The organism is Thermodesulfobacteriota bacterium, assembly GCA_040755095.1.
Taxonomy (GTDB): domain Bacteria; phylum Desulfobacterota; class Desulfobulbia; order Desulfobulbales; family JBFMBH01; genus JBFMBH01.
In genome coordinates, this window is the sequence record JBFMBH010000062.1 from 1 (window position 1) to 22,945 (window position 22,945).

At 69.1% G+C, this 22,945-nt stretch carries 21 protein-coding genes; 6 read left to right on the top strand and 15 right to left on the bottom strand.

The window, feature by feature from the left end:
- Positions 1-231: hypothetical protein (locus AB1634_10540; protein MEW6219958.1), on the top strand; the 231-nt coding region annotated here is incomplete at its 5' end.
- A 126-nt stretch (positions 232-357) separates the two neighbouring features.
- Here the strand turns inward: AB1634_10540 and AB1634_10545 are convergent.
- The 4 genes from AB1634_10545 to lon form a co-directional block, all read right to left on the bottom strand.
- Entirely contained in the window at positions 358-1,530 is a 1,173-nt protein-coding gene (locus tag AB1634_10545) for a DUF4143 domain-containing protein (protein MEW6219959.1), read from the bottom strand.
- Positions 1,531-1,591: 61 nt separating this feature from the next.
- Positions 1,592-1,888, bottom strand: coding sequence for an HNH endonuclease (locus AB1634_10550; protein ID MEW6219960.1), 297 nt, complete (start codon positions 1,886-1,888; stop codon positions 1,592-1,594).
- Between the two features lie 5 nt (positions 1,889-1,893).
- Positions 1,894-3,186 carry a folylpolyglutamate synthase/dihydrofolate synthase family protein gene (locus tag AB1634_10555; protein MEW6219961.1) on the bottom strand — a complete coding sequence of 431 codons (1,293 nt, stop codon included), beginning with the start codon at positions 3,184-3,186 and terminating at the stop codon, positions 1,894-1,896.
- Positions 3,187-5,598, bottom strand: a complete 2,412-nt coding sequence (gene lon / locus AB1634_10560) for an endopeptidase La (GenBank protein ID MEW6219962.1) — start codon at positions 5,596-5,598, stop codon at positions 3,187-3,189.
- A 229-nt stretch (positions 5,599-5,827) separates the two neighbouring features.
- Between lon and AB1634_10565 the strand changes: the two genes are divergently transcribed.
- Positions 5,828-6,049, top strand: a complete 222-nt coding sequence (locus tag AB1634_10565) for a NifU family protein (GenBank protein ID MEW6219963.1) — start codon at positions 5,828-5,830, stop codon at positions 6,047-6,049.
- 35 nt (positions 6,050-6,084) lie between these two features.
- Here AB1634_10565 and AB1634_10570 read toward each other — a convergent pair whose 3' ends face one another.
- From AB1634_10570 to AB1634_10595, 6 genes are all read right to left on the bottom strand, one after another.
- Entirely contained in the window at positions 6,085-6,555 is a 471-nt protein-coding gene (locus AB1634_10570; protein MEW6219964.1) for a 23S rRNA (pseudouridine(1915)-N(3))-methyltransferase RlmH, read from the bottom strand.
- Between the two features lie 22 nt (positions 6,556-6,577).
- On the bottom strand, positions 6,578-6,973 hold the full coding sequence (locus AB1634_10575) for a YkgJ family cysteine cluster protein (GenBank protein ID MEW6219965.1): 396 nt from the start codon (positions 6,971-6,973) through the stop codon (positions 6,578-6,580).
- Positions 6,974-7,270: 297 nt separating this feature from the next.
- The gene (gene speB, locus AB1634_10580; protein MEW6219966.1) at positions 7,271-8,149 is read right to left on the bottom strand and encodes an agmatinase; all 879 of its coding nucleotides are present in this window, start codon (positions 8,147-8,149) and stop codon (positions 7,271-7,273) included.
- A 20-nt stretch (positions 8,150-8,169) separates the two neighbouring features.
- A complete protein-coding gene (locus AB1634_10585; GenBank protein MEW6219967.1) occupies positions 8,170-9,624 on the bottom strand; it encodes an RtcB family protein in 1,455 nt (484 codons plus the stop codon).
- A gap of 45 nt (positions 9,625-9,669) precedes the next feature.
- Positions 9,670-10,092, bottom strand: a complete 423-nt coding sequence (locus AB1634_10590; protein MEW6219968.1) for an archease — start codon at positions 10,090-10,092, stop codon at positions 9,670-9,672.
- Positions 10,093-10,100: 8 nt separating this feature from the next.
- Complete coding sequence (locus tag AB1634_10595) at positions 10,101-10,652, bottom strand: YqgE/AlgH family protein (GenBank protein ID MEW6219969.1); 552 nt, start codon at positions 10,650-10,652, stop codon at positions 10,101-10,103.
- A 335-nt stretch (positions 10,653-10,987) separates the two neighbouring features.
- On the opposite strand from AB1634_10595, the gene AB1634_10600 reads away from it, so the two are divergent.
- Positions 10,988-11,506: an Ig-like domain-containing protein gene (locus tag AB1634_10600; GenBank protein MEW6219970.1), complete on the top strand. Its 519-nt coding sequence runs from the start codon at positions 10,988-10,990 to the stop codon at positions 11,504-11,506.
- Here the strand turns inward: AB1634_10600 and AB1634_10605 are convergent.
- On the bottom strand, positions 11,478-11,663 hold the full coding sequence (locus AB1634_10605) for a hypothetical protein (protein ID MEW6219971.1): 186 nt from the start codon (positions 11,661-11,663) through the stop codon (positions 11,478-11,480). The genes AB1634_10600 and AB1634_10605 overlap by 29 nt on opposite strands.
- A 53-nt stretch (positions 11,664-11,716) precedes the next feature.
- On the bottom strand, positions 11,717-12,031 hold the full coding sequence (locus AB1634_10610; protein MEW6219972.1) for a hypothetical protein: 315 nt from the start codon (positions 12,029-12,031) through the stop codon (positions 11,717-11,719).
- Between the two features lie 265 nt (positions 12,032-12,296).
- On the opposite strand from AB1634_10610, the gene glgB reads away from it, so the two are divergent.
- The 3 genes from glgB (at position 12,297) to AB1634_10625 (ending at position 16,753) form a co-directional block, all read left to right on the top strand.
- Complete coding sequence (glgB, locus tag AB1634_10615; GenBank protein MEW6219973.1) at positions 12,297-14,498, top strand: 1,4-alpha-glucan branching protein GlgB; 2,202 nt, start codon at positions 12,297-12,299, stop codon at positions 14,496-14,498.
- Positions 14,499-14,710: 212 nt separating this feature from the next.
- Positions 14,711-16,387 (top strand): hypothetical protein, encoded by a 1,677-nt coding sequence (locus tag AB1634_10620; GenBank protein ID MEW6219974.1) that lies wholly within the window; start codon positions 14,711-14,713, stop codon positions 16,385-16,387.
- Between the two features lie 120 nt (positions 16,388-16,507).
- Positions 16,508-16,753 (top strand): type II toxin-antitoxin system Phd/YefM family antitoxin, encoded by a 246-nt coding sequence (locus tag AB1634_10625; GenBank protein ID MEW6219975.1) that lies wholly within the window; start codon positions 16,508-16,510, stop codon positions 16,751-16,753.
- A gap of 69 nt (positions 16,754-16,822) precedes the next feature.
- On the opposite strand, the gene recD is transcribed toward AB1634_10625, so the two are convergent.
- Genes recD through AB1634_10640 form a run of 3 tightly spaced genes read right to left on the bottom strand, consistent with a single transcriptional unit; the run spans position 16,823 to position 22,723 of the window.
- Complete coding sequence (gene recD / locus AB1634_10630; protein ID MEW6219976.1) at positions 16,823-18,670, bottom strand: exodeoxyribonuclease V subunit alpha; 1,848 nt, start codon at positions 18,668-18,670, stop codon at positions 16,823-16,825.
- Positions 18,667-22,278 (bottom strand): exodeoxyribonuclease V subunit beta, encoded by a 3,612-nt coding sequence (recB, locus tag AB1634_10635; GenBank protein ID MEW6219977.1) that lies wholly within the window; start codon positions 22,276-22,278, stop codon positions 18,667-18,669. Before recB ends, recD begins: the two co-directional genes overlap by 4 nt.
- A gap of 4 nt (positions 22,279-22,282) precedes the next feature.
- A complete protein-coding gene (locus AB1634_10640) occupies positions 22,283-22,723 on the bottom strand; it encodes an SEC-C metal-binding domain-containing protein (GenBank protein MEW6219978.1) in 441 nt (146 codons plus the stop codon).
- Positions 22,724-22,945: the final 222 nt, after the last annotated feature.

Below are 22,945 nucleotides of genomic sequence, written 5' to 3' on the forward strand. Positions count from 1 at the left end.
CGAAAAGTTCGTGCCCTTGCGGAGAGCATCGATCTGGTTGTCGTCGCAGTACTGATTGCGGAAGTGCCTTGCCCAAGCGGAAAGAACTCCGTCGTCGTCCTGATGTCGGAGTTCCATGACCCGGACCGGTCGACCTTCGTCCGTTTTGATGATTGGTTGGGTGTCGACGAGCCACGCGAGGTGGTCGGGAACGGCTCGAGTGCAGGGGCTCACCTTCTGGCCAACTCGTGACTTGCTATCGCTCATCAACAAAGTCTTTACACCTAACGCTCGGGTTCAGCGGCGAGCGATGCCCTCCATCCCCTGCTTCACCAGTTATCAATCCATGTTCCCAGCGAGCCCGCTGCAAGCGTCTGTTCAGGCGAAGTCGCCCGCCCAGAGGCGGCGCAGAAAATCGGCGCAGGGCAGGATTTCCACCTGGTCGATGGCCCTTGGCGCCATGTCGAGGGAAACCACGATGCGGCGCCGGAAGGCCTTCTTCATCGCATCCAGGCGCAAGGCCTTGAGATGCTTGTCGGTGACCAGCTCCGCAGCTTTGACCTCGATGGCGACATCGTCGCCGACGATGAAATCGATTTCATGGCCGGCGCGGTCCCGCCAGAAGGTCAGAGGCCTTTGATCCCGCGTGTAGGCGAGATAGCTGCGCAGCTCAGTGAAGACGAGATGCTCCAGGGCCTTGCCGAACAGCTCTGTTCGCGGGGCAAGGCTGCGGCGGCCGGCAAGGACGTTGGCGACACCGACGTCGAAGAAGTAGAACTTGGCGGTGCTGACCGGCTTACGGTGCAGAGCACGCCGGTAGGGCGGCAACAGGGAGCCCACCAGGGTCTCGTCCAGGATGAAGAAATACTCTCGCAGGGTCCGGGCCGGGATCCCGCAATCGCTGGCCAGGGATTCGAAGTTGAGCAACTCGCCATTGACCAGGGCCGCGGTCTGCAGAAAGCGGGAAAAGCTTTCGATGTGCCGCACCAGGCCTTCCGCCCGGATCTCTTCCTGCAGGTAGCTGCCGCAATAGGCCAGCAGGTCCTCTTCGGGCTCATCGGAGAGGTAGACGGGCGGCAGGCTGCCCCAGCGAATGGCGCGCCCCAGGTCGAAGTCCGGGATCTCCGCCGAGACCAGGGGATAGAGGTAACGGGTCCGAGCCCGGCCGCCGAGAAGATTGGCGGCCCCGCGCTTGAGCTTCCGGGCGCTGCTGCCGGTGAGCACAAATCGGAAGCCATGCTCCTCCATGAGGTAGTGCGCCTCGTCGAGGAGGATTGGCAGCTTCTGGATCTCGTCGATAATGATTGGCCCCTGGTCCGGTGAGACGTGCTGGCCGGTCAATTCCTCCCGGATCAGCTGGGGCCGCTGGGTGAGCTTGAGGAATACCTCGGAGCGCAACAGATCGTAGCGCCGGGCCTCGGGAAAGAGCCGCCGGACCAGCGAGGTCTTCCCGGTCTGCCGGGGGCCGAGCAGGAAGATTGATCGCTTGGCCGCTTCCTGTTGGAGATCGAGTAGCCGCTCGAAGTAGGTCATGCCGCTCTTGTACCGCATGCCCGCAAATTCCGCAACGGCATTGCGGAATTTGTCGAAAAAACGGCATGGGTGCTGCGGATCAGCCGGGGCTATCCCCGTCCTCGGCCATGAAGTCAGGCCATTCCTGGAGCAGGCTGGTCTTCTTGTCGGTGTTGCAGGACTTGCAGGCGGGCACCAGGTTGCCTTTGGTGCTGCGGCCGCCCCGCACCAGGGGCACCACGTGATCCATGGACAGCTCGGCGGGGGGCGTGGCCTTGCCGCAGTAAAAGCAGACGCCGGCAGCGATCCGGTGCTGCCACCAGCGGCTGCGGCGCAGCTCCCGGGCCTTCTGCCGCTCGCGGCGGATCTGGGCCTCGTCGATGCCGTCGAAATCCATGGCAATCAGTCCCGCTCGGCGCCCAGGAGCAGGGCCCGGGTCTCGCCGACGAGATAGAGGGAGCCGGCCACCACGATGAGATCCTCCGGCCCGGCCAGCGTGGCCGCCAAGGCAAGGGCCGCGGCCACGGAAGCGCAGCCCTGGGCCTTTTCCTGGCAGGGGACCGGAAGACTGGCTGCCAGCTCCTGAGGGGTGGCGGCCCGGGGGTAAGGGATCTGGGCCAGGATGATCCGATCGGCCAGGGGGGCCACCAGGGCGAGGCCGGCGGCGAAGTCCTTGTCCGCCATGCTGGCCCAGACCAGGATCAGCCGCCGGTACGGGAAATCGCCGGCCAGGGCCTGCCGCAGGGTGGCCACCCCGGCCGGGTTGTGGGCGCCGTCCAGAAGATAGCGCCGGACCTGGCCATTGGCAGCCGGCAGCTCCCGATACTCCAGGCGGCCGGGCCACGCCACGGTAGCCAGGCCCCGGCGCACTGCTTCTTCGGCGACCGGCCAGCCGGCCTGGTCCAGCAGCTCGACGGCGGCCAGGGCCAGAGCGGCGTTGCCGTGCTGATGGCGGCCGGCCAGGCCGCAGGCGAGACCGGTCCAGGTGTGCGCCAGGCCGTGGTAGGCCAATCGGCCCGCGCCTTCCGCGTCCACCCGGAACGCCTCGTCCAGGAGGCACAGGGGCGCCCCTTGTGCCTGGCAGGTCTTGCGCACCACCGGCAGGGCCTCCGGCCCGGTCACGGCGCTCACCACCGGCACGCCCGGCTTCACGATCCCCGCCTTCTCGGCGGCAATGGCAGCCAGGTTTTCCCCCAGGTAAGCCTGGTGATCGAGGGCGATGTTGGTGATGACCGATACCAGGGGCTCGACCACGTTGGTGGCGTCCAAGCGGCCGCCCAGGCCCACCTCCATCACAGCCAGATCCACGGCCTGGGCGCGAAACCAGTCCAGGGCCAGGGCAGTGGCCAGCTCGAAATAGGTCACCTGGCTGTCATCCAGAACGGTGCGGATGCGGCTGGCGTGGTGGGCGAAGGCGTCCCGGGAGATGGGCTGGCCGTTCACCTGGAACCGCTCCCGCACCGATGACAGATGGGGCGAGGTGTAAAGGCCGACTTTCAGGCCGGCGGCCGCCAGGATGGCCGCCGCCATGGCCGACACCGAGCCCTTGCCGTTGGTGCCCGCCACGTGCAGGCAGGGCAAGACCCGGTGCGGGCTGCCCAGGCGGGCCAGGAGGTCCTCCATGGCCGCGAGGCCGAGCTTGATCTTGAAGAGCTGCAGGCCGTTGAGGTAGTCCCAGGCCTCCTGGTAGCGCATTCAGAATTCGATCCGGGCCTTGGCCGGCGGCCGGCCGGCCTCGGCGGGCTTGTCCTCGGCCAGGCACATGCCGATGGCCTGGTCGGCCCGACTGACCAGATGGAATTCGAGGCCTTCGCGGATGGTCTCCGACAGGAGCATGAGATCGTAGTTGTTCTGCTTGGGCAGGATGATGTTCCGGATGCCGGCCCTCTTGGCAGCCAGGACCTTCTCCTTGATGCCGCCCACCGGCAGGATCATGCCCCGCAAGGTCACCTCGCCGGTCATGGCCACATCCCCCCGCACCGGCCGGCCCACCAGAAGCGAGGTCAGGGCTACCAGGATGGTGAGGCCGGCAGAGGGACCGTCCTTGGGAATGGCACCGGCGGGCACGTGGATATGGAGGTCGTGCCTTTCGAAGAACTCATCCTCAAGGTGCATCTTGCGGGTGCGGCTGCGCAAAAAGCTCAACGCGGTCTGGGCCGATTCCCGCATCACCTCCCCCAGCTTGCCGGTGAGCAGGAGCTTCGAGTGACCGGGCATCTGGGAGGCCTCCACGAAGAGGATCTCGCCGCCGGTGGGGGTCCAGGCCAGGCCGGTGGCCACCCCCGGCACAATGGTCCGCTGCTTGGCCTCCGGGAAGATCTTGGGCGGACCCAGGTACTTGACCACGTTGTCCGGGCTCACCGTCACCCGCTCGCTCTTGCCCGCCGCCACCTCGTAGGCCACCTGCCGGCAGACCGCGGCGATCCGCCGCTCCAGGTTCCGGAGGCCCGATTCCCGGGTGTAGTTGGCGATCATCCGGGCGATGCCCCGGCGCTGGAAGCGGATGGTCTCCCGGGTGAGGCCGTTTTCCCGGATCTGCCGGGGGATGAGATGGGCCTCGGCGATGGCTACCTTCTCCTCCTCGGTGTAGCCGGGCAGCTCGATCACCTCCATCCGGTCATAAAGAGGCGCCGGGATGGTGTCCCGCTGGTTGGCGGTGGTGATGAACAGCACCCGGGACAGATCGAACTTGACGTTCAGATAGTGGTCCACGAAGGAGTCGTTCTGCTCCGGATCCAGGACCTCCAGGAGGGCGCTGGAGGGATCGCCCCGGAAGTCCTGGCCCAGCTTGTCGATCTCGTCCAGCATCAGCACCGGGTTGTTGGAGCGCACCCTTTTCAAGGCCTGGATGATGCGGCCGGGCATGGCGCCGACATAGGTGCGGCGGTGGCCCCGGATCTCGGCCTCGTCCCGCATGCCACCCAGGGAGAAGCGGTAGAAGTGCCGGCCCAGGGCCCGGGCGATGGACCGGCCCATGGAGGTCTTGCCGGTGCCTGGCGGGCCGATGAAGCAGAGGATCGGCCCTTTCTGATCCCCTTTGAGCTTGCGCACGGCCAGGAATTCCAGGATCCGCTTCTTGACCATCTCCAGGCCGCAGTGGTCCTCTTCCAGGATCTGCTGGGCGGTGGCGAGATCGAGGTTGTCCTCGGTGGACTCGTGCCAGGGCAGATCCAAAAGCCATTCCACATAGGTGTGGGCGACCATGAACTCCGCCGAGGACGGGGACATGCGCTTCAGGCGGTCGTGCTCCCGCTTGGCCTCTTCCAGGGCCTCAGCCGGCAGATTCTTGGCCTCGATCTTCCGGCCCAGCTCGGTGAGGAAGGCCCGGTCGTCGTCGGTTTCCCCCAGCTCCTGGCGGATGGCCTTGATCTGCTCCCGGAGGTAGTAGTCCCGCTGGGACTTGTCCATCCGGCCCTTGACCTGGCTTTGGATCCGATCCCCCAGCTCCAGCACCTCCACCTCGTGGCTGATGGTATCGAGGATCTGGCGCAGCCGATCCTTGACCTGCACCGCCTCCAGGATCGCCTGCTTGCGCTCGGGGGCGATCTCCAGGTGGGAGGCGATCATGTCCGCCAGCATGCCGGGCTGCTCCAGGTTGGCGGCCATGGCGCCGAGGTCCCGGGGCAGCTGCGGGGAGAGGGCCAGGAGCTGGGCAAACACCGCCCGGACGTTTTTGACCAGGGCCTCGATCTCGATCTCCGCCTCCGGGGCCTCGTCCTGGAAGCGCACCACCACGGCTTGGGGGTATGGGTCGGGGGGCAGGATCTCCAGGACCTGCACCCGCTGCACCCCCTGCAGGAGGATGCGCACGCTGCCCTCCTGGGTCTCCACCCGGCGCAGGATCAGGCCCAGGGTGCCCACTGGGTGGAAGGCGCCGCTCTCGCCGCCCGGAGCCGGTGTCACCAGGACCACCATGCGGTCCTGGGAGGTGACGTGCTCCACCAGCTCGGAGACCTCGCCCCGGGGCACGTCCATGGGCATGACCATGTGGGGAAAAAGCACCATCTCCCGGGCCATGATCACCGGCACGGTCTCCCGGGGACCGCTGGAGTGGCGACCGGTCTCCCGGCTGTTCTTGGCGTTGTTGCTGCCCCTGCGCTCCTTCATGGGCGTCCCCTTGGACAGGATGAGAGAGAGGTTGGTGGATGGCCAGACAGGAGGCCGGTGGAAGCCATCATTCCATGACGCGGCGCGAGGTACAACTACCCGGCCAGCCGAAAAAAAACAAGAAAAAAGCAGGGCTGGCCCCACCGGCAGGGCAGGCCCCGGGAGGTTGCCAGGCGACCGGGGCTGTGGTATAGGGGGTGGCAAACCCCAACCCCGAAGGAGAGAAACCGTGCGCGACAAGGTACAGGCGGCCCTGGACAAGGTGCGGCCGACATTGCAGCGGGATGGCGGCGACGTGGTGCTGGTGGACGTGGACGAGAGCGGCGTGGTCAAGGTGCAGCTCACCGGCGCCTGCAAGGGCTGCCCCATGTCCCGGATGACCTTGAAGCACGGGATCGAAAAGTTCCTCCGCACCGAGGTGCCTGAGATCAAGGCCGTGGAAGCGGTCTGAAGGCCGGCGGCGGGTGGTGGCTTTTCGTGGAGCCATCACCGGTGGTACAGGTGGCCGGCCCGGATGGTCAGGGCCCGGTAGAGCTGCTCCACCAGGACCAGCCGGGCCAGCTCGTGGGGCAGGGTCATGGCCGACAGGGACAGAACCTGGCCGGCTGCAGCCAGCACGGCATCGGCCAGCCCCGAAGGCCCGCCCAGCACAAAGGACAACCGGCCGCCACCGGCCTCTGTCCACTCCCCGAGGCGGCGCGCCAGCTCCTCGGAGCCCATGGCCGCGCCCCGGCCATCCAGCACCACCAGAAAGGTCGGCCGGGAAACGGCAGCCAGCAGCTGCCGGCCCTCCTCCTGCCGCCGCCGCTCCTCGGCACCGTGACCGGCCAGCCGCCGCTCCTTGACGGTTCGGATCTCCACCGGGACGTACCTGGCCAGCCGGCGGCTGTATTCGGCAATCCCCTCGGCGTAGAAGCCTTCCCGGGTCCGGCCCAGAAACAGCAGCTCGATCCGCATTCCCTCCCCCGTGCCGGCCGCTTCAGGTCGGGGTCTCCCCGGCCAGCGCCGTGGCCAGCCGCTGGCACAGCTCCTGGTAGTCGAGATCCTGGTTGAGCCCCGGACACGAGGCGCGGATGGCCGACAGGTTGGCCTCGTCGGCCAGGATGCTGGGGTGGAGCGGCCACTGGCGGCAGCGCCACGGCTTGGCGGGATGGATCGTGCAGCCCTGGTTGTAGAAGATGCAGGCGCCGTTCCTGGTCTGCATCTGGACCACGCCGCCGGTCACCCGCAGATAGCGGGCCTCGGCAGCCCGGCGCTCCAGGCGCAGGTGCCGCAACAGCCGCGCCAGATCTGCGTCGTCCAGGGAGACCGTGGTGGCGCCGTGGCAGCAGTGGCCGCACTGGCGGCAGTTGAAGAGATCCTTCTCCGTGCTCATGGCCAACCGTTCCTCCAAACGGAATGGAAAAACGGCCATTTTACCCCAGGAGCGGGTCCCTGCCAACCTGGGCCGGCCCTCGTTGAGAAACATTGGCCACCAGAGCGGACCTCCCGGCGTGTTTTCGGGTGCGCCCCGTGCATGGCAACCCACAAATCCCATGGCTCCCATGGCCCCAATGGCCCCATGGGACCTACAGGACCTATAGGACTTATGGGAGGCCATCGTGGCCGACTTCCGGCGTTTCACCCATTCGGGTGCGCTCCGCGCATGGCAACCCTCTGCGTCGCCCTGGGATCATCCCCGGTCCAGGGCCGGCAGCTCGGCGCCGAGGATGTAGCCCAGGGAGCGGTAGAGAAGCTTGGCGGCGGTGAAGGCGGCGTGGTGCAGGCCTGGCAGCGGCGCCAGCTCCACCAGGTCGAGGCCAACGATCGGATGGGCGCCGGCCAGGGCGCGGATGAAGCCGGTGGCCTCGACCCAGGACAGGCCGTCCGGCTCCGGGGTGCCGGTGGCGGGCATGACGGCCGGATCGAGGCCGTCGACATCGATGGTGAGATAGACCGGCCCCCGGACCCGGGCCAGGATGGCAGCCAGGCCACCGGGCTGCCGCAGGCGGGCAGGCGAAAAAAAGGTGATGCCCGTTTCGCGGCAGAACAGCCATTCCTCCCTGGAGAAGGAGCGGATCCCCACCTGGACGAAGGGCAGCCCGAGGTCGTGGAGCCGGCGCATGACCGAGGCATGGCTGCACGGCTCGCCCTCGTAGGCGTCCCGCAGGTCCAGGTGGGCGTCGATCTGCACCACGGTCAGATCCGGATAGCGGGCCCGGTAGGCGGTCACCGCCGGCACCGTCACCCCGTGCTCGCCGCCGATGGTGACCACAAACCGGCCCCGGGCCAGCTCGCCGGCCACCGCCGTTCGGATGCGCTCCCAGGCCGCGGCTACCGCCAGGTCAGCCAGCTCCAAAGCCGGCAGGGTCTCGATGCCCAGCCGCCAGGTTTCGATGAGCAGCTCGTCATCCAGGAGCTCCAGGGTGTCGGAGGCGGCGAGGATGGCGGCGGGCCCCTGGTCGGTACCGGCCATCCAGCTGACCGTGGCTGCCAGCGGCGCCGGCAGGATGGAGACCCGGCAGGGCGAAATCCCGGCCGCGCCGGCCTCCAGGAAACGGGTGCCGATCATCCTGCACGTCCTCCTCGCCCTCAGCCCTTGATCACCACGACCGGCTTGAGTCGGGCGACTTTTCTGGCCAGGCCGGCCTCGTGCACCACGTGCACCACCTGCTGCACATCCTTGTAGGCCTCGGGCATCTCCTCCACCACCGTGCCCCGGCTGGCGCCCCGGACCAGGACCCCGGCCGCCGCCAGCTCCTGGACGACGTTGCGGCCCCGGGCCGCCTTGATGGCGGCATGGCGGGACAGGACCCGGCCAGCGCCGTGGCAGGCGCTGCCAAAGGTCTCGCTCATGGCCCGGGGCGTGCCCACCAGCACATAGGAGGCCCGGCCCATATCGCCCGGGATCAGGACCGGCTGGCCGACTTGGCGGTAGGCCTCAGGGACCTCGGGATGGCCGGCGGGAAAGGCCCGGGTGGCGCCCTTGCGGTGCACGATCAGCTCCAGCGTCTTGCCGGCGACCTCGTGGAGCTCTTTTTTGGCGATGTTGTGGCAGACGTCGTAGACCAGGTCCAGGCCCAGTCGCCCGGCCCCGAGGCCGAAGACCAGGCTGACCGTATCCCGCACCGCCTGGGTGATGAGCTGGCGGTTGGCAAAGGCGAAGTTGGCGGCCGCTGCCATGGCGGCAAGATAGGCCTGTCCCTCCGGGCTGCCGATGGGGGCGCAGCACAGCTCCCGGTCCGGCAGCGCGATGCCGTAGCGGCGGCTGGCCGCGGCCAGCTGGCGGATGGCGTCGTCGCACACCTGGTGGCCCAGGCCCCGGGAGCCGGTGTGGATGAAGACCGTCATCTGGTCCTGGAAGAGGCCAAAGGCCTCGGCCACCTCCGGATCGTAGATCCGGTCCACATAGCCCACCTCCACGAAGTGGTTGCCGGAGCCCAGGGTGCCCAGCTGGCCATGGCCCCTCTCCAGAGCCCGGCGGGAGACCTGACCCGGATCGGCCCAGTCCAGGCAGCCGCCGTTCTCGATGTGGGCCAGGTCTGCCGGAACGCCAAAACCGTTCCGCACCGCCCAGGCCGCACCATGGCGCAAGACCTCGTCCAGGGCCTTGGGGCCCAGCCGCAGCTCCTGGTGCTGGGAGCCGACGCCGCTGGGGATGCGGGCGAAGAGGGCCTCCAGGAGGGCGCCGGCATGGGCCGCCAGGTCCTCCCGGCGCAAGGAGGAGCGCAGGAGGCGCACCCCGCAGTTGATGTCGTAGCCCACCCCGCCCGGCGATACGATGCCGGTGTCGGGGCGGAAGGCGGCAACGCCGCCGATGGGAAAGCCGTACCCCTGGTGCACGTCCGGCATGGCCAGACTGTGGCCGACGATGCCGGGCAGGGCCGCCACGTTGGCCACCTGGGACAAGGAGAGGTCCTTGCCCACCAGCTCGATGAGCGGGCGATCCAGATAGACAAGCCCATCCACCAGCATGCGGCCGCCCTTGGGCAGACGCCACCGGAACGGATCCACCTGCACCAGGCCGGAAAGCTCGGTTGTCGCCATGGGATTCCCCTTCTGGTCCGGACGGTCCATGCCGTCCTGGGCTGACTACAGGTCCAGGAACACCCGCGCCCGCCAGGCTTCCCCTTCCTGGCCCACGAAGATCTGGTGGTAGGTGACAGCCTTGACCACGGTCCGGCTCTGGTGGCGCTGGGGATCCCAGGGCTCGCCCCAGGCCTGGCCAGCCAGGCGGCCGCCGGCCAGCTCGCCCACCGCGATGCGGCAGAAGCCGAAGCCCCGGGCCTCGGCAAGGAAGAGGATCTCCCCCAGGAAGGCGACCAGAAGCTCCGGCAGGTCCTCGCCGGAGACCTCGATGGCCAGGTGCTCCCGGGGCGCGATGCCGGCGGGATCCCAGAGGATGTCCAGGAAGGCGGCGGCCGCGGCCGCAAAAAGCCCGGACAGGCTGGGCGCCTGGACCTCGAAGCCGAGATCGGCCGGGTGCTCCAGGAGCCGGTAGGACGGGGCGGCCATGGCGGGCCTCAGGCGCTGCCCACCGTATCCCCGAACAGGGAGATATCGATGCCGTGGCGCCGGGCCGCGGCTCGCCATTTCTGGTCGTCGGGCACCCGGAACAGCACCTCGACGTCGGCGGGCAGGGCCAGCCAGCCGTTCTCGGTCAGCTCCTGCTCCAGCTGGCCGGCGGCCCAGCCGGCATAGCCCAGGGCGAAGAGATACGTCCGGGGGCCCCGGCCCCGGGACAGATCCAGGAGGATCGCCGGGTCCCGGGACAGGTACACGGTCTCGGTGACCGCCAGGGCGCTGCGGGCGATGTAGCCCCCCTCGAACAGGATGAAGGCCGAGTGCATCTCCACCGGCCCTCCCAGGTGCACCGGCGGCAGCCGGCCGGCCGGCAGCGGGATCTCCGCCTGGCGGAAGACGTCGGCCAGGGAGATCTCGGTGATGGGGTTGTTCACCACCAGCCCCATGGCCCCTTCTTCGTTGTGGGCACACATGAAGATGACCTGGTTCTGGAAGCGGGGATCCGGCATCTGGGGGGTGGCGATGAGGAAGTGGCCCTGAAGGGACTGCATGATGGCGGCCTCCGGCCGAGGGTTTTCTGGACTTGGTCGCCGACGACGCAAGGCCACTCTACCATCGCCGAAAACCGAGGGTCAAGGCGCGGCGATGGACGGTCGATGCCTCGGCCGCCGCCAGAACGACGCCCCGCCGGCCGCGGCCTGCCGGCTGCCACCATCCTGAAATGATGGTTCTCCCCCCTATTCGTATTCTTTGACGCCCACGATCCGTTGCCGGTAATAGTACCGATTGTCCAGGCAGACACGGTACAAGGATCTATGGTCAGGCCATCCTGGAAGGCCGCCGCACCACTTCGAAGCCGTGATCACAACCAGACAGGGAGCGATCGATGAAGAGGACCATCACGCCACAAGCACAGGTTGGGAAGGGGCTGGGCAGGGCAATCGCCACAGGTCTCCTGGCAGTCCTGGTCCCCTTGGCACTCACCGGCCTCGCCTGGCCAGCTCCGGCGGTGCTCGACCGCTCGCCGGCGCCCGGGGCCGTGGTCGAGCTCGACGCCGTGGTCACCGCCACCTTCAGCGAGGACATGGACCCGGCCCCCCTCACCACCGGCAGCGTCAGGCTCTCCCAATGGGTGGGGATCAAGGCCATCGCCGCTGGCTATGGCCACACGGTTGCCTTGAGGGAAGACGGCACAGTCGTCGCCTGGGGAGACAACGGTTATGGCCAGACCACCGTGCCCTCATCCCCGTACGAAACGCCCATTCCTGCAACCGTGGCCTACGATGCCAACTCCCGCACCGTCACTCTCACCACGGAGGCGCCCCGGCCCGGAGGCGTGACCATCATGGCCACCGTTACTACCGGGGTGCAGAATCTTACGGGGGTGCCTGGGCGCGGTCCATGAGCACGGTGCAGGGATCGAGCCCGGAACAGCCGGCCCCTGACCAGCCGTCGAAGGCCGAGCCCGGGAAGGCGGCTGCCGTAAGCGTCACCTCGGTGCCGATGTTGAAGATTCCACCGCAGTCCCTGCCGCAGACGATACCCCCGGGCTCGCTCAGCACTTGGCCCTCTCCGCCGACGGTCGTCGTCACCGTGAGGCCATGAGCGTCGCGGGTCAGGAATCTCCAGGAATTGTCGGCCGCCAGAGGGTGCTGGCCCGGGAGACCAGCGGCGGCGATGGTCCCGCCGTGCTCCCCATGGGGATGCGGGTCGAGGGCGAGGCCTCCCAGTCATCGACAGCCACCGGTTCGGTAGGTGAGTCATAGCGGTACGTGGTGCCTCGCAGCGGATAGAGATCTTTGCCTTCAGGGAACATAAGCTCCCGTTCGAGAACGATGACCTCGACAGGCCGCCCCTCCTCGAAGGGGACCTGCTCGATGAGGATCCTCTTTCCCTTGTCCACCGTGGTTGCAACCCGGTATGCCTGCATGATCGCCCCTCAGGTCCTTCAAGGTGAAGAAACCGCGTACTGCCCCTGACGTTCCCGTACCAGCAAGCACCGACCGTGTCAACACGGAGTCCGGTCGCGCCCAACCTGTGTTGCCTCGGGCGTCGCCATGCCGTTGAACGCCCGGGCAAAAAGGTCTTGAAGCCGGGTTCCGGCCGCGTGCTAGAATGGGGGAGTTTTTCATCCCCCTGGACGGCGCCATGGGTAGTGGGCGCCGGCCCGCACGATAACCTGCAGGAGGCCGGTCATGCCCATCGATGTCATGCGGGAGCTGGAGCGGGTCATCCAGGCCGATCAGCACGATCCCTTCACGGTGCTCGGCTTCCATCGGATCGAGGAGCAGCCGCCTTCGGCGGTCATCCGCACCTTCCAGCCCCAGGCGGTGGCGGTGAAGCTGGTGGCTGGCGGCGAGCGCAAGTACCTCTACAAGATGCGGGAGGAGGGGCTGTTCGAGATCATCATCCCCAACTGCCATGAGGTGTTCGACTACCTCTTCGAGATCACCACCTACGACGGCACGGTGCGCACCTGCCGGGATCCCTACCGCTTCCTGCCCCAGCTGAGCGAGTTCGACGCCCACCTCATCAAGCAGGGCACCCAGTACCAGCTCCACGAGAAGCTGGGGGCCCACGTGGTCACCGTGGACAACATCACCGGCACCCTGTTCCGGGTCTGGGTGCCCGGGGCGCGGCGGGTTTCGGTGGTGGGCAACTTCAACTACTGGGACGGCCGGGTGCACCAGATGCGCTGCCTGGGCGACTCGGGCATCTGGGAGCTTTTCATCCCCGGGGTCGGCCAGGGGGAGCACTACAAGTTCGAGATCCGCACCCAGAGCATGGCCATCCTGGAGAAGGCGGATCCGGTGCAGTTCTTCGGTGAGCTTAGGCCCAAGAGCGCCTCCATCGTCTGGAAGCTGGACGACTACGAATGGTCCGACCAGGAGTGGCAGCGGGAAAAGGCGGCCAGCCTGCCGTACGCCGCCCCCATGGCCATCTACGAGGTGCACCTGGGCTCCTGGAAACGGGATCCCGGTGACCCCCACCGTTTCCTCACCTACGAGGAAATGGCCAACCGGCTGGTGCCCTACGTCAAGAGGTTGGGCTTCACCCACATCCAGCTCATGCCGGTCATGGAGCACCCCCTGGACGAGTCCTGGGGCTACCAGGTGACCGGGTACTTCTCGGCCACCAGCCGCTACGGCACCCCGGAGGAGCTCATGTACCTGGTGGACGTCTGCCACCAGAACGGCATCGGCGTCATCATGGACTGGGTGCCGGCCCACTTCCCGGCCGACGGCCACAGCCTCGCCACCTTCAACGGCCAGGCCCTCTACGAGCACCAGGATCCCCGCCAGGGCTTCCATCCGGAATGGGGCACCCATATCTTCAACTTCGGCCGCTACGAGGTGGCCAATTTTCTCATCGCCAGCGCGCTGTTCTGGCTGGAGCGCTACCATATGGATGGCCTGCGGGTGGATGCCGTGGCCTCCATGCTCTACCTGGACTATGCCCGCGAAGAGGGCGACTGGGTTCCCAACTGTTACGGCGGCAAGGAGAACATCGAGGCCATCGAGTTCTTGCGCCACCTGAACAGCGTGGTCTACCAGCGCCACCCCCACGCGCTTATGATCGCCGAGGAGTCGACCAGCTTCTTCGGGGTCTCCAAGCCCACCGAGGTCGGGGGCCTGGGCTTTGGCTTCAAATGGAACCTGGGCTGGATGAACGATACCCTCACCTACTTCAGCAAGGATCCCATCTACCGCAAGTATCACCACAACGCCCTGACCTTCCCTCTGCTCTATGCCTTCACCGAGAACTTCATCCTGGTTCTGTCCCACGACGAGGTGGTGCACGGCAAGCGCTCGCTCCTGTCCAAGATGCCCGGTGACACCTGGCAGCAGTTCGCCAATCTGCGTCTGCTCTTCCTCTTCATGTGGGCGAGTCCGGGCAAGAAGCTCCTCTTTATGGGCGGCGAGATGGGGCAGGTCGACGAGTGGTACTGCAAGAAGAGCCTGGATTGGCATCTCCTGGAGGAGGACGGCCCCCACCGCCGGCTGCAAAGCTTTGTCCGGGAGCTCAATGCCCTCTACCGGGCCCACCCCTGCCTGTGGGAGCTGGACTTCGACCACCACGGCTTTTCCTGGATGGACTTTCTGGACGTGGACCGCTCCGTCGTCTCCTTTGCCCGCTTCGCCAAAGACCGGCAGGACCATCTGGTGGTGCTCTTGAACTTCACCCCCGAGGTCCACCACGACTACCGGCTCGGGGTGCCGGAGCTGGTCAACTACCGGGAGATCCTCTGCTCGGACAACGAATGCTTCGGCGGCGCCACGGTCTGCAACCCCCACGAGAAGGTTCCCTTCGACGAGCCGTTCGGCCAGGCGCCGTATCATGTCAAGGTCTCGGTGCCGCCTTTGGGCGGCATCGTCCTGGCACCGGTACGGGACTGACCGCCACGCACGGCAGGGCAGCCACGGGGGGCTGCCCCTGCGGCCGGCGGCATCATCCTGGCCCCGGCGGGAGGTGACCGCCGGGACCACCCGGTCTCTTGACCATCTGGCGTCCGCGGTCCTATCCTGACCAGAGGGAAAGAACGGCTCGCAGCCGGAGGGGGCCACGCCTCCCTTCGCCTCATGCACAGCAGCCCTCCAGGAGACCCGCCATGATCAACCGCGTCGAAGCCGCCCGTTGCCACCTCCTTCACCCAGGTCACACCGGGGCGTGGGTCCTCGTTTTTGCCCTTGGCCTGGGCCTGGCCCTCCTCGCCGCCCGGCCGGCCCTGGCCACCGGTGTCACCGATCCCACCCTGGTCCTGCCGCCGCAGCCCATGCCCCTGCCGGCGGTGGGCCAGCCGGTGGTGGATCCGGTCTTCGGCAGCACCCTGCGCCGGATCAGCAACGCCAGCCAGCGCCGCTCCTTCGAGGTCCACACCTACTCCCAGCTCCAGGCCTTTTCCGCCGACAACCAGTATGTGCTGACCAGCAATACCGACGGGTATCTCATCCGCTCGGTGGCCAGCCTGGCCCCGGTTGCGGGTCTCGATACCAGCAGCTGGAACGATCCCCGCTGGCATCCGACCCGGGCCCACACCATCGTCCACTACGATCGCAACGACGATACCGTGGTCCTCCTGCAGTTCACGGATGTGGACACCCGGGTCACCGAGACCGTCTACACCTTCCCGGCCCAGTATGAGCACATCCGGGTCAACCAGTCCTTCGACGAGATCTCCCGGGACGGCGGCTGGCTGGCCGGCATGCTCACCCGCGATGACGGCCAGTCGGTGATCTTTGCCTTTGACTTGGCCAATCTGCGGCTGGCGGCCCAGGTACCGGTGGCGGAGCTGTTTGCCGGGCCCTGCGCCCCGGATCCGGAGTGGGGCATCCTGGAGCCGGACTGGATCGGGGTCTCGCCCCTGGGCCGATATCTGATGGTGCAGTGGGAGCGGGATGGCACGGCGCGCTGCAGCGGCCTGGAGTCCTGGGATCTGGAAAGCGGCGCCTTCATCGGCCGGCCCTATGACGGCCACCAGCACGGCGACCTGGGCATCGATGCGGACGGGGTCAGCGAATTCTTCATGACCTTCGAGACATCCTCGACCCTGGATCCCAACCGGCCGGCCATTGCCGTCCGGGCCTTGCCGGGAACCGCGACCGCCAGCCCCTCCCAGCCGCTCCTGGCCATGGACTGGTCCGATGACGGCCACATCTCCTGCAAGGGACCGGCGGGCCGCTGTCTGGTCACCAACGGCGGCTGGCTGGATGACGGCTGGACGCCCCTGGAGCGGGAGCTGTTTCTGGTCGGCACCGACGGTGCGGTGGAGCGGCTGGTGCACCACCGCTCCAGCTCCTGCGGCTACTGGGTGCAGCCCCGGGCCAGCATCTCCCGGGATGGTCGCTTCGTCGTCTTCGACTCGGACTGGGCGGCGGAGACCAGGCGGGTGAGCTGCAACGACCCCGCCACCCCGGACGGCGCTGCCGATCCCTACATCCTGGATCGCCAGGGGACCAGCGCCCCACGCCTGGACCTGCGGGCCAACGGTAACCCAGGCCCCCTGAGCGTGGCGGCCGGCCAGCCGGTGTCCCTCACCCTGTCCGTGGATCCCGGCTCCTTTGCCGGCACCCGGGTGGAATGGCGGCTGGCGGTGCTGGGCGGCCGCCGGCCCTTCGTCTCGCCCGCCGCGACCGTCCCCCTCCAGGCGCTGACCAGTGCCACCGTGCTCACCACTCCACTGCCAGCCGGCACCTTCGTCTTCGCCATCCTGGCCGACACCGCGGTGGACGGCCGCCTGGGCTGGACGTGGTACGACTACGTGGTCGTGGAGAGCGCCAGCCGGTAAGGCCGTCGTTCCCCGACCGGTCTCTTGACCGTCTGGGGCCCGCGGGACACGCCTTGATTGACAGGGAAGGGCTCCGATACTCAGATGAAGACCTGATTATCTGATGTCGGGGAGCCGCCTATGCCCACGGTGACAGCCACAGTGTTTGCCCGCAACTTTCGGGCCATGCTCGACCGGGTGGAGCTCAAGCACGAAGAGCTGGTCATTGTCCGCAACAACCACGAAGTGGCCCGGGTTTTTCCTGGTCGTTCCCGCATGACCGCCCTGGAAGCCATGGCTGACCTCTACTGCACCCTGCCGGAAGACGCAGCGAGCGGATGGCTGGTTGACGCCAGGCGGGAGAAGTCGGCCCTGGAGGATGGGTGACCCCAGCTGCGGGAGGTCGGGAGGGGGGCTGAACGGATACCGATCCATACGATCGGGCGGCGCGAAGGCTCAGCCCCCGCCGGTCGGATGGCCCCACAGCCGCTCGGCCAGCCCCGAGCGCCGCTCGGTGGGGTGGGCCAGGGCGTGCTCGGCCACCCCCGGACCGGCCCAGAGGACGAAGGAGCGGCGGGCCCGGGTGACCGCGGTGTAGAGGAGCTCCCGGGTCACCACCGGGGTCGGTCGCTCCGGCAGGAGGAGCGCTACCTCATCCAGCTCCAGGCCCTGGGCCTTGTGCACCGTGGAGGCAAAGGCGGTCTCCAGGGCGGGCAGGCGGGCCGGCGCCAGAGCGCGCACCCCGCCTTCCGGCCGGGGGAAGAAAACGGCCAGCTCGCCGTCACGGTCCAGGGCAGCCACACCCAGGTCGCCGTTGTGCAGCCCGAGGCGATAGTCGTTGGCCAGGATCATCACCGGCCGGCCGTGGTACCAGCTCCCCGGCCGCCGGATCAGGTGCCGGCGGGCCAACTCCTCCTCGATCAGGGCATTGGCGGCGGCCACCCCGTAAGGGCCTTGGCGGTGGGCGCACAGGAGCCGGAAGCGGCTCAAGGCGGCCAGCATCGTCTCCGGGTGGTGGCCGGCTAGAACCGGGGCGAAGAGACGAGCCGCGTGCGCCGCCAGGCCCGGCGGCGGCCCGGCGGCGTCCAGCGGGTAGCGGGTCAGCTCGGGGAAGCGCCCGGGCTGGAAGGCGGCCTGCCAGCCCGCCTGATCGCCGGCCCGCACCACCCGGGCCAGCTCGCCGATCCCGCTCTCGGCGCCGAAGCGAAAGCTCCTCTTCAGAAAGACGATGCGGTCGGCCAGGGCTGGGCCGGTGGCCACACCGGCCTGTTCGACCGCCAGGGCGCCGGCCGCCACCATGGCCGCCGCCAGCTGGCGGCTCAAGGCAGCGGCCGTCTTTCCCCGGCACAGATCCCCCAGCACACTGCCCGACGCCACCGAGGCCAGCTGATCCCGATCCCCCAGGAGGATCAGCCGGCAGTCGTCCGGCAGGGCCGCCAGCAGCTGATCCATGAGCACAAGGTCCACCATGGAGGCCTCGTCCACCACCAGCACATCCAGGGCCAGGGGGTTGGCGCGGTGGAAACGGGGCCGGCCGGCCGCCGGCCCGATGCCCAGCAGCCGGTGCACGGTGGCGGCCGGCCTGGTCAGGGCCTCCCGGATCGGGGCTGGCAGATCCAGCCGGCCGGCGCCTGCGGCCACCGATTCCCCCAGCCGGCCGGCCGCCTTGCCGGTGGGCGCTGCCAGGCCGACCCGCAGAGGCGGCCCGGGGTGGGCCAGGGCCAGGAGGGCCAGGATGCGGACCGCGGTGCTGGTCTTGCCGGTGCCCGGTCCGCCGGAAATGACGGTGAGGCCGCCAAAGAGGGCGTTTGCCGCCGCCAGGCGCTGCCAGTCCGGAGCTGGACCCAGGGGGCCGAAGAGCCGCGCCAGCCAGGCCGGGGTCTCCGGGGGCAGGGGCATCCCCAGGGCGGCCCGCTGCGCCAGTCTTTCGGCCACCCGCTCCTCGCAGGCGAAGAGGCGCTGGAGATAGAGCCGGCCGCCGGCATCGAGGATGAGGGGCTGGTATTCCCCCGGGCGGCCCACCACCCCGGAGGCCAGAAGCTCGGCGGCCCAGGCCGAGACTGCGGGCAGGGCCGGCGCCAGCCGGCTGCCGGCGGTCCCGGGGAAGGGGTGGCCCGCCCAGTCCGCCAGGGGCAGACAGACGTCCCCCTCCTGGCAGGCGCGCACCACCAGCACCGCGGCGGCGGCCACCGTATCCGGCAGCCCGGCTGCCCGCCGGTCCAAGAGCCCCAGGAAATGGAGCTCGAGGTCAGAGAGCTGACCTTGCTGCCAGGCGGCATGCCAGACCGCGGCCGGCGGATTCATGGCCAGGCCTCCTGGCCCTGGGCCAGCCGCGACTCCCAAAGCGCGATCTCGGACCAGGCCGGCCGCAGGAAGAAGACCCCGGCCCCGGGTCCCAGCCGCGGCTGCATGCCCCGGAGAAAGAGATAGCACACACCGCCGAAATGGCGCTCGTAGTCGTAGATCGGCCCCAAGCGCAACGCCAGGTGCCGGTGCAGGGCCAGGGTATAGATCCGGGCCTGGAGAAGGTAGTCGGCCTCGGCCATGGCCTCGGCCAGGCGCTCCGGCCGGTAGCTGGCCGGATCGTCCCCCAGATGGTTGGACTTGTAGTCAGCGAGGTAGTAGCGTCCCTGCCGGCGGAAGACCAAGTCGATGTAGCCCTTCATGAAGGCAAGGTCCCGGGGCGGGGACCCGGCCGGTGGGCCCGGCCCGCCGAAGGCTCGGCGCAAATCGCTGTGGCTTGCCGCCGGCACCGGGTAATAGAACTCCAGCTCGGCCTGCCGGTCGGCGGCCGGAATCTGGCGCAGGCAAAAGGACGGCTCCTCCCGGGCCAGGGGCGTGGCCAGCACCTCCAGGAGGGCCTTGGCCAGGGGCTCGCGCCATTCCGCAGCAAAGCCGAACCGCGCCAGGTGGCGGCCCACCACCGCCTCCAGGGCCGGCTGGTCGGCAGCGGGAAAATCCAGCTCCTCCAGGATGGCGTGCAGGCAGCTGCCGGCCCGGGAGCCACGGGGAAAGGTGAGAAGGCTTCTCTCGACGGGCTCGGCCCGCTGGTCGCCGGAGGTGCCGGCCGGCAGGGGATCGTGATCCGGCCGCTCGGCGCCGGCCGCCTCGCCGTGGGCCAGGGCGGTGAAGCTCCAGATGGCGCCGGCCGGCGGCGGCAAGGGCGCCAGGGGCCGGGCTGGGGCCAGCTCCGGTGGCGGCCGATCGGTCGGCGCCGCCTCGGCCGCGGCCGGCGGGGCCAACGGCCGCACCGCGATGGCGCCGGCGCTGGCTGCAGCCAGCCGCTCCACCGGCGCCAGGAGGGCGGCATCATCGCCAGCCGGGAAGCGCGCCGCCAGGGCTGCCAAAGGATCGCTGGCCTGGCCGTCCGCCTCCGGCCCCAAGAGCAGATAGCCCAGGGGCGAGGCTGCGGCGGCCGAGGCATTCTTCGTCCTGGCATCCCCCCAGTAGAGCACCAGGCGCAGGCGGGCCCGGGTGACCGCCACGTAACAGAGCCGCAGCTCCTCGGCAAAGGCCTCCCGCCGGGCCTGCCTCTGGTGGGCCGCCAGGTCCGGTGAGCCGAGATCGACCACGATGCGGCCATGGGCGTCATGGCACACCGCCGGCCCGCCTGGCCCGCTGCCGGCCTGCGCCGTATCCCAGAGAAACGGGCAGAAGACCACCGGGTACTCGAGCCCTTTGGCGCGGTGGACCGTGACGATGTGCACCAGGCTCTCGTCGCTTTCCAGGCGCAGCAGCTCCTCATCCCGCGCCGCCCCCGCCTGCTGGCAGCGGCCGCGCAGCCAGGCCAGGATCTCGGCCGGCGCCAGGCCTCGCCTGCTGGCCTCGACATCGAGCAGCTCCGCCAGATGCCGGAAGTTGGCGATGAGACGCTCGCCGCCGGCCAGCCCGGCCAGCCGGGCCAGGGTGCCGGGGGCCCGCAGCACGGTATGGACCAGCACCCCCACCCCCCGCTCCTGCCAAAGCCTCTGCCAGCCGGCAAAGCGGGCGATCTCCCTCTCCAGCCGGGCCTCGTCCGCCAACAGAGCGGCCAGCTCCGCTGCGGACCAGCCCAGCAGCACCGTGGCCAGGGCGGCGCCCAGGAGCCGGCTGTCCGCCGGCCGCAAGGTGGCGGCCAGGAGGCGTGCCAGCTCCCTGGCCTCGCTGGTGGCCAGCACGCTGGCGCGGGAGTGGAAGACCGCCCGCACCCCCAGCCGGGCCAATTCCCGCCGGACCAGGTCGCCCTGGGCGTGGGAGCGCACCAGGATCGCCAGATCCCGGGCCGCCAGCGGCCGGTCCGGCGCACCGTCCTCGCAGAACCGGGCCAGGCCCTCCTCCCCCTGGCGGATGAGAGCTGCCACCTCCCTGGCCAGAGCAGCCGCCACCCGCCGCCGGGTCGCCTCCCGGTTGCCGGTGGTGGGCCAGGTGCGGAAGAGCAGCGCCGCTTCCTCGTTCGGGATCACCAGCCGGGGCATGGCCCGGGGCCCTGGCCGCACCGGGGCGTAGTCGATGCCCGGAAGCAGAAAGGGCACCGGGTGCTGCCGGAAGAGGCTGTTCACCGCCGCCACCACGGCTGGGCTGGAGCGGTAGTTGGTACCCAGGGAGAAGCGCCGGCCGCCCACCTGCTGTCCCGCCTGCAGGTAGGCGAAAACATCGGCGCCCCGGAAGCTGTAGATGGCCTGCTTGGGGTCGCCGATGAGAAAGAGGCTGGCGCCCGGCTGATCGAACAGGGTCTGGAAGATGCGGCTCTGGAGAGGGTCGGTATCCTGGAACTCGTCGATGAGGGCCACCGGCAGGCGGCTGCGGATGGCGGCCGCCAGGGCCGGTCCCTGGGCAGGATCGGCCAGGCTGGCCGCCACGATGCTGATGAGGTCCTGGAAGGAGAGGAGGCGCTGCTGGCGTTTGCGGGCCGGCAGCTCCTCGCGGCACCAGGACAACAGATCCCGGTGCAGCTCTTGCACGCTGGCCTGGAGGCCGCCGACAAGCTCGGCCGCCCGGTCGAAGAAGGGGTGGGCCGGCGGCCCGGTCTTGGCCTTCTTGAGGACAAGGGCAGACAGGGCCGCCGGGGTCAGGCGGGTCAGCTCGGCGACCGGCGGTGATGCATGGCCAGGGCCGGCAGCCAGCCACTGCGCCATGGCCTGGTCCAGGCGGGCCCGAAAATCGGCACTGAGCCCGTCCTTTTTGGCCTGGCTGAGCCCAGGGCTGGCCAGAAGGTCCAGGATCGGCTGCCGCTCCCGGGCCCAGATCCGGGCGAGCTCGGCGGTGATCTCCTCCTCCCGCCGCCGGGGCGGCCCGGGTACCGGCAGCCGCAGGCCCTCGCCGGCCGAGCTGGCCAGGGCCCGGAGAATGCCGGCCATGGCGGCGGTCAGGGAGTCGGCGGACAGGCCCTGCCCAAGGAGATGCGCCGCCAGGGCCGGTCCCCAGCCCGGGGATTCCCGGCGCCAGAAGTCGTCGACGATCTCGGCCAAGAGCTCCTGGTCACGGTCCGCCAGCTCGGTCTCGAAGAGGGCGCCGGACTCGAAGGCATGCTCCTGGAGGACCCGGCGGCAGAAGCCGTGGATGGTGTGGATCGCCGCCAGATCCAGCCGCCGGAGCGCCAGCCGCAGCCGGGCCGCGACCTGCTGCCGGCCTTCCTCCCCGGGCAGGCGGGCCAGAAGGCCGGCCAGGAAAGGCTCGCTGGCCGGCGCGCCATCGAGGATCGCAAGGAAGGTGGCCAGGACCTGGCGGATCCGTCCCGAGAGCTCCTTGGTGGCGGCCTCGGTGAAGGTGACCACCAGGATCGCCTCCGGTCCCAGGCCGGCCTCGATCACCAGCCGCAGGTAGAGCCCGGTGATGGCGTAGGTCTTGCCGGTGCCGGCACTGGCCTCGATGAGATGGGTGCCGGCCAGGGGGGCTGTGAGGAGATCGAGCTCCTCCGGTGGGCGGCTGGTCATGCCCTCAGGTGACTGGCCGGCGCCGGCGGTGTCCCACGGCGCTCGCGGTGCCAGCGACCCGGAAATCGGCCAGGCGCTTGTAGCCCTCCTCGCTCAGGGCAGCGGCGAACCGCTCCGGACTGCCGCCGCCCGCCACCTGGGTCTGGCGGGCCCAGTCCAGGTGCTGGATGGCGGTGGCGCCTGCCGCCTCCTCGTCCGGCAGGACGATGTCCGGCTGCACCAGGCACAGGTGCTCCTCCCAGGAGGCCCCGGCGCCGACCTCCTTGTAGCAGAGGATGGACGGCATGTAGCCGCGGTCCGGCCCGCCGTAGCTGCCCGGCTCATGGCGCAGCCGCCCGGGCACCGATTCGCCGGGGGACGCCGTCCCCTCCTTCTTCTCGCAGCATTTTTTGTATTTCTTGCCGCTGCCGCACGGGCAGGGCGTGTTGCGTCCGATCTTGCTCATGGCTTCTCCGTTTGTGTTGTCATGGGACTCCCCTCGCTGCTGCAGGGCCACCTCATTCCGGCCCCCGTCATCGCGACAGGGCCGCTTTCAGCTCCTGCTCGAAGCGCGTCTCACCGGGCGCCAGCTCCTTGGCCCGGGCCAAGGCCTCCACCACCTCGCTTCTCGGCCGCTTCAGCCAGCGCCGGACCCGACCCAGGTCATACCAGGCCCAGGCGTGACGCA

What these genes read in the sequence shown, in the direction of transcription:
- AB1634_10545 (MEW6219959.1), bottom strand. Translation starts at nt 1,530, where the DNA reads ATGCGGTACAAGAGCGGCATGACCTACTTCGAGCGGCTACTCGATCTC.
- AB1634_10550 (MEW6219960.1), bottom strand. Translation starts at nt 1,888, where the DNA reads ATGGATTTCGACGGCATCGACGAGGCCCAGATCCGCCGCGAGCGGCAG.
- AB1634_10555 (MEW6219961.1), bottom strand. Translation starts at nt 3,186, where the DNA reads ATGCGCTACCAGGAGGCCTGGGACTACCTCAACGGCCTGCAGCTCTTC.
- lon (MEW6219962.1), bottom strand. Translation starts at nt 5,598, where the DNA reads ATGAAGGAGCGCAGGGGCAGCAACAACGCCAAGAACAGCCGGGAGACC.
- AB1634_10570 (MEW6219964.1), bottom strand. Translation starts at nt 6,555, where the DNA reads ATGCGGATCGAGCTGCTGTTTCTGGGCCGGACCCGGGAAGGCTTCTAC.
- AB1634_10575 (MEW6219965.1), bottom strand. Translation starts at nt 6,973, where the DNA reads ATGAGCACGGAGAAGGATCTCTTCAACTGCCGCCAGTGCGGCCACTGC.
- speB (MEW6219966.1), bottom strand. Translation starts at nt 8,149, where the DNA reads ATGATCGGCACCCGTTTCCTGGAGGCCGGCGCGGCCGGGATTTCGCCC.
- AB1634_10585 (MEW6219967.1), bottom strand. Translation starts at nt 9,624, where the DNA reads ATGGCGACAACCGAGCTTTCCGGCCTGGTGCAGGTGGATCCGTTCCGG.
- AB1634_10590 (MEW6219968.1), bottom strand. Translation starts at nt 10,092, where the DNA reads ATGGCCGCCCCGTCCTACCGGCTCCTGGAGCACCCGGCCGATCTCGGC.
- AB1634_10595 (MEW6219969.1), bottom strand. Translation starts at nt 10,652, where the DNA reads ATGCAGTCCCTTCAGGGCCACTTCCTCATCGCCACCCCCCAGATGCCG.
- AB1634_10600 (MEW6219970.1), top strand. Translation starts at nt 10,988, where the DNA reads ATGAAGAGGACCATCACGCCACAAGCACAGGTTGGGAAGGGGCTGGGC.
- AB1634_10610 (MEW6219972.1), bottom strand. Translation starts at nt 12,031, where the DNA reads ATGCAGGCATACCGGGTTGCAACCACGGTGGACAAGGGAAAGAGGATC.
- glgB (MEW6219973.1), top strand. Translation starts at nt 12,297, where the DNA reads ATGCCCATCGATGTCATGCGGGAGCTGGAGCGGGTCATCCAGGCCGAT.
- AB1634_10620 (MEW6219974.1), top strand. Translation starts at nt 14,711, where the DNA reads ATGATCAACCGCGTCGAAGCCGCCCGTTGCCACCTCCTTCACCCAGGT.
- AB1634_10625 (MEW6219975.1), top strand. Translation starts at nt 16,508, where the DNA reads ATGCCCACGGTGACAGCCACAGTGTTTGCCCGCAACTTTCGGGCCATG.
- recD (MEW6219976.1), bottom strand. Translation starts at nt 18,670, where the DNA reads ATGAATCCGCCGGCCGCGGTCTGGCATGCCGCCTGGCAGCAAGGTCAG.
- recB (MEW6219977.1), bottom strand. Translation starts at nt 22,278, where the DNA reads ATGACCAGCCGCCCACCGGAGGAGCTCGATCTCCTCACAGCCCCCCTG.
- AB1634_10640 (MEW6219978.1), bottom strand. Translation starts at nt 22,723, where the DNA reads ATGAGCAAGATCGGACGCAACACGCCCTGCCCGTGCGGCAGCGGCAAG.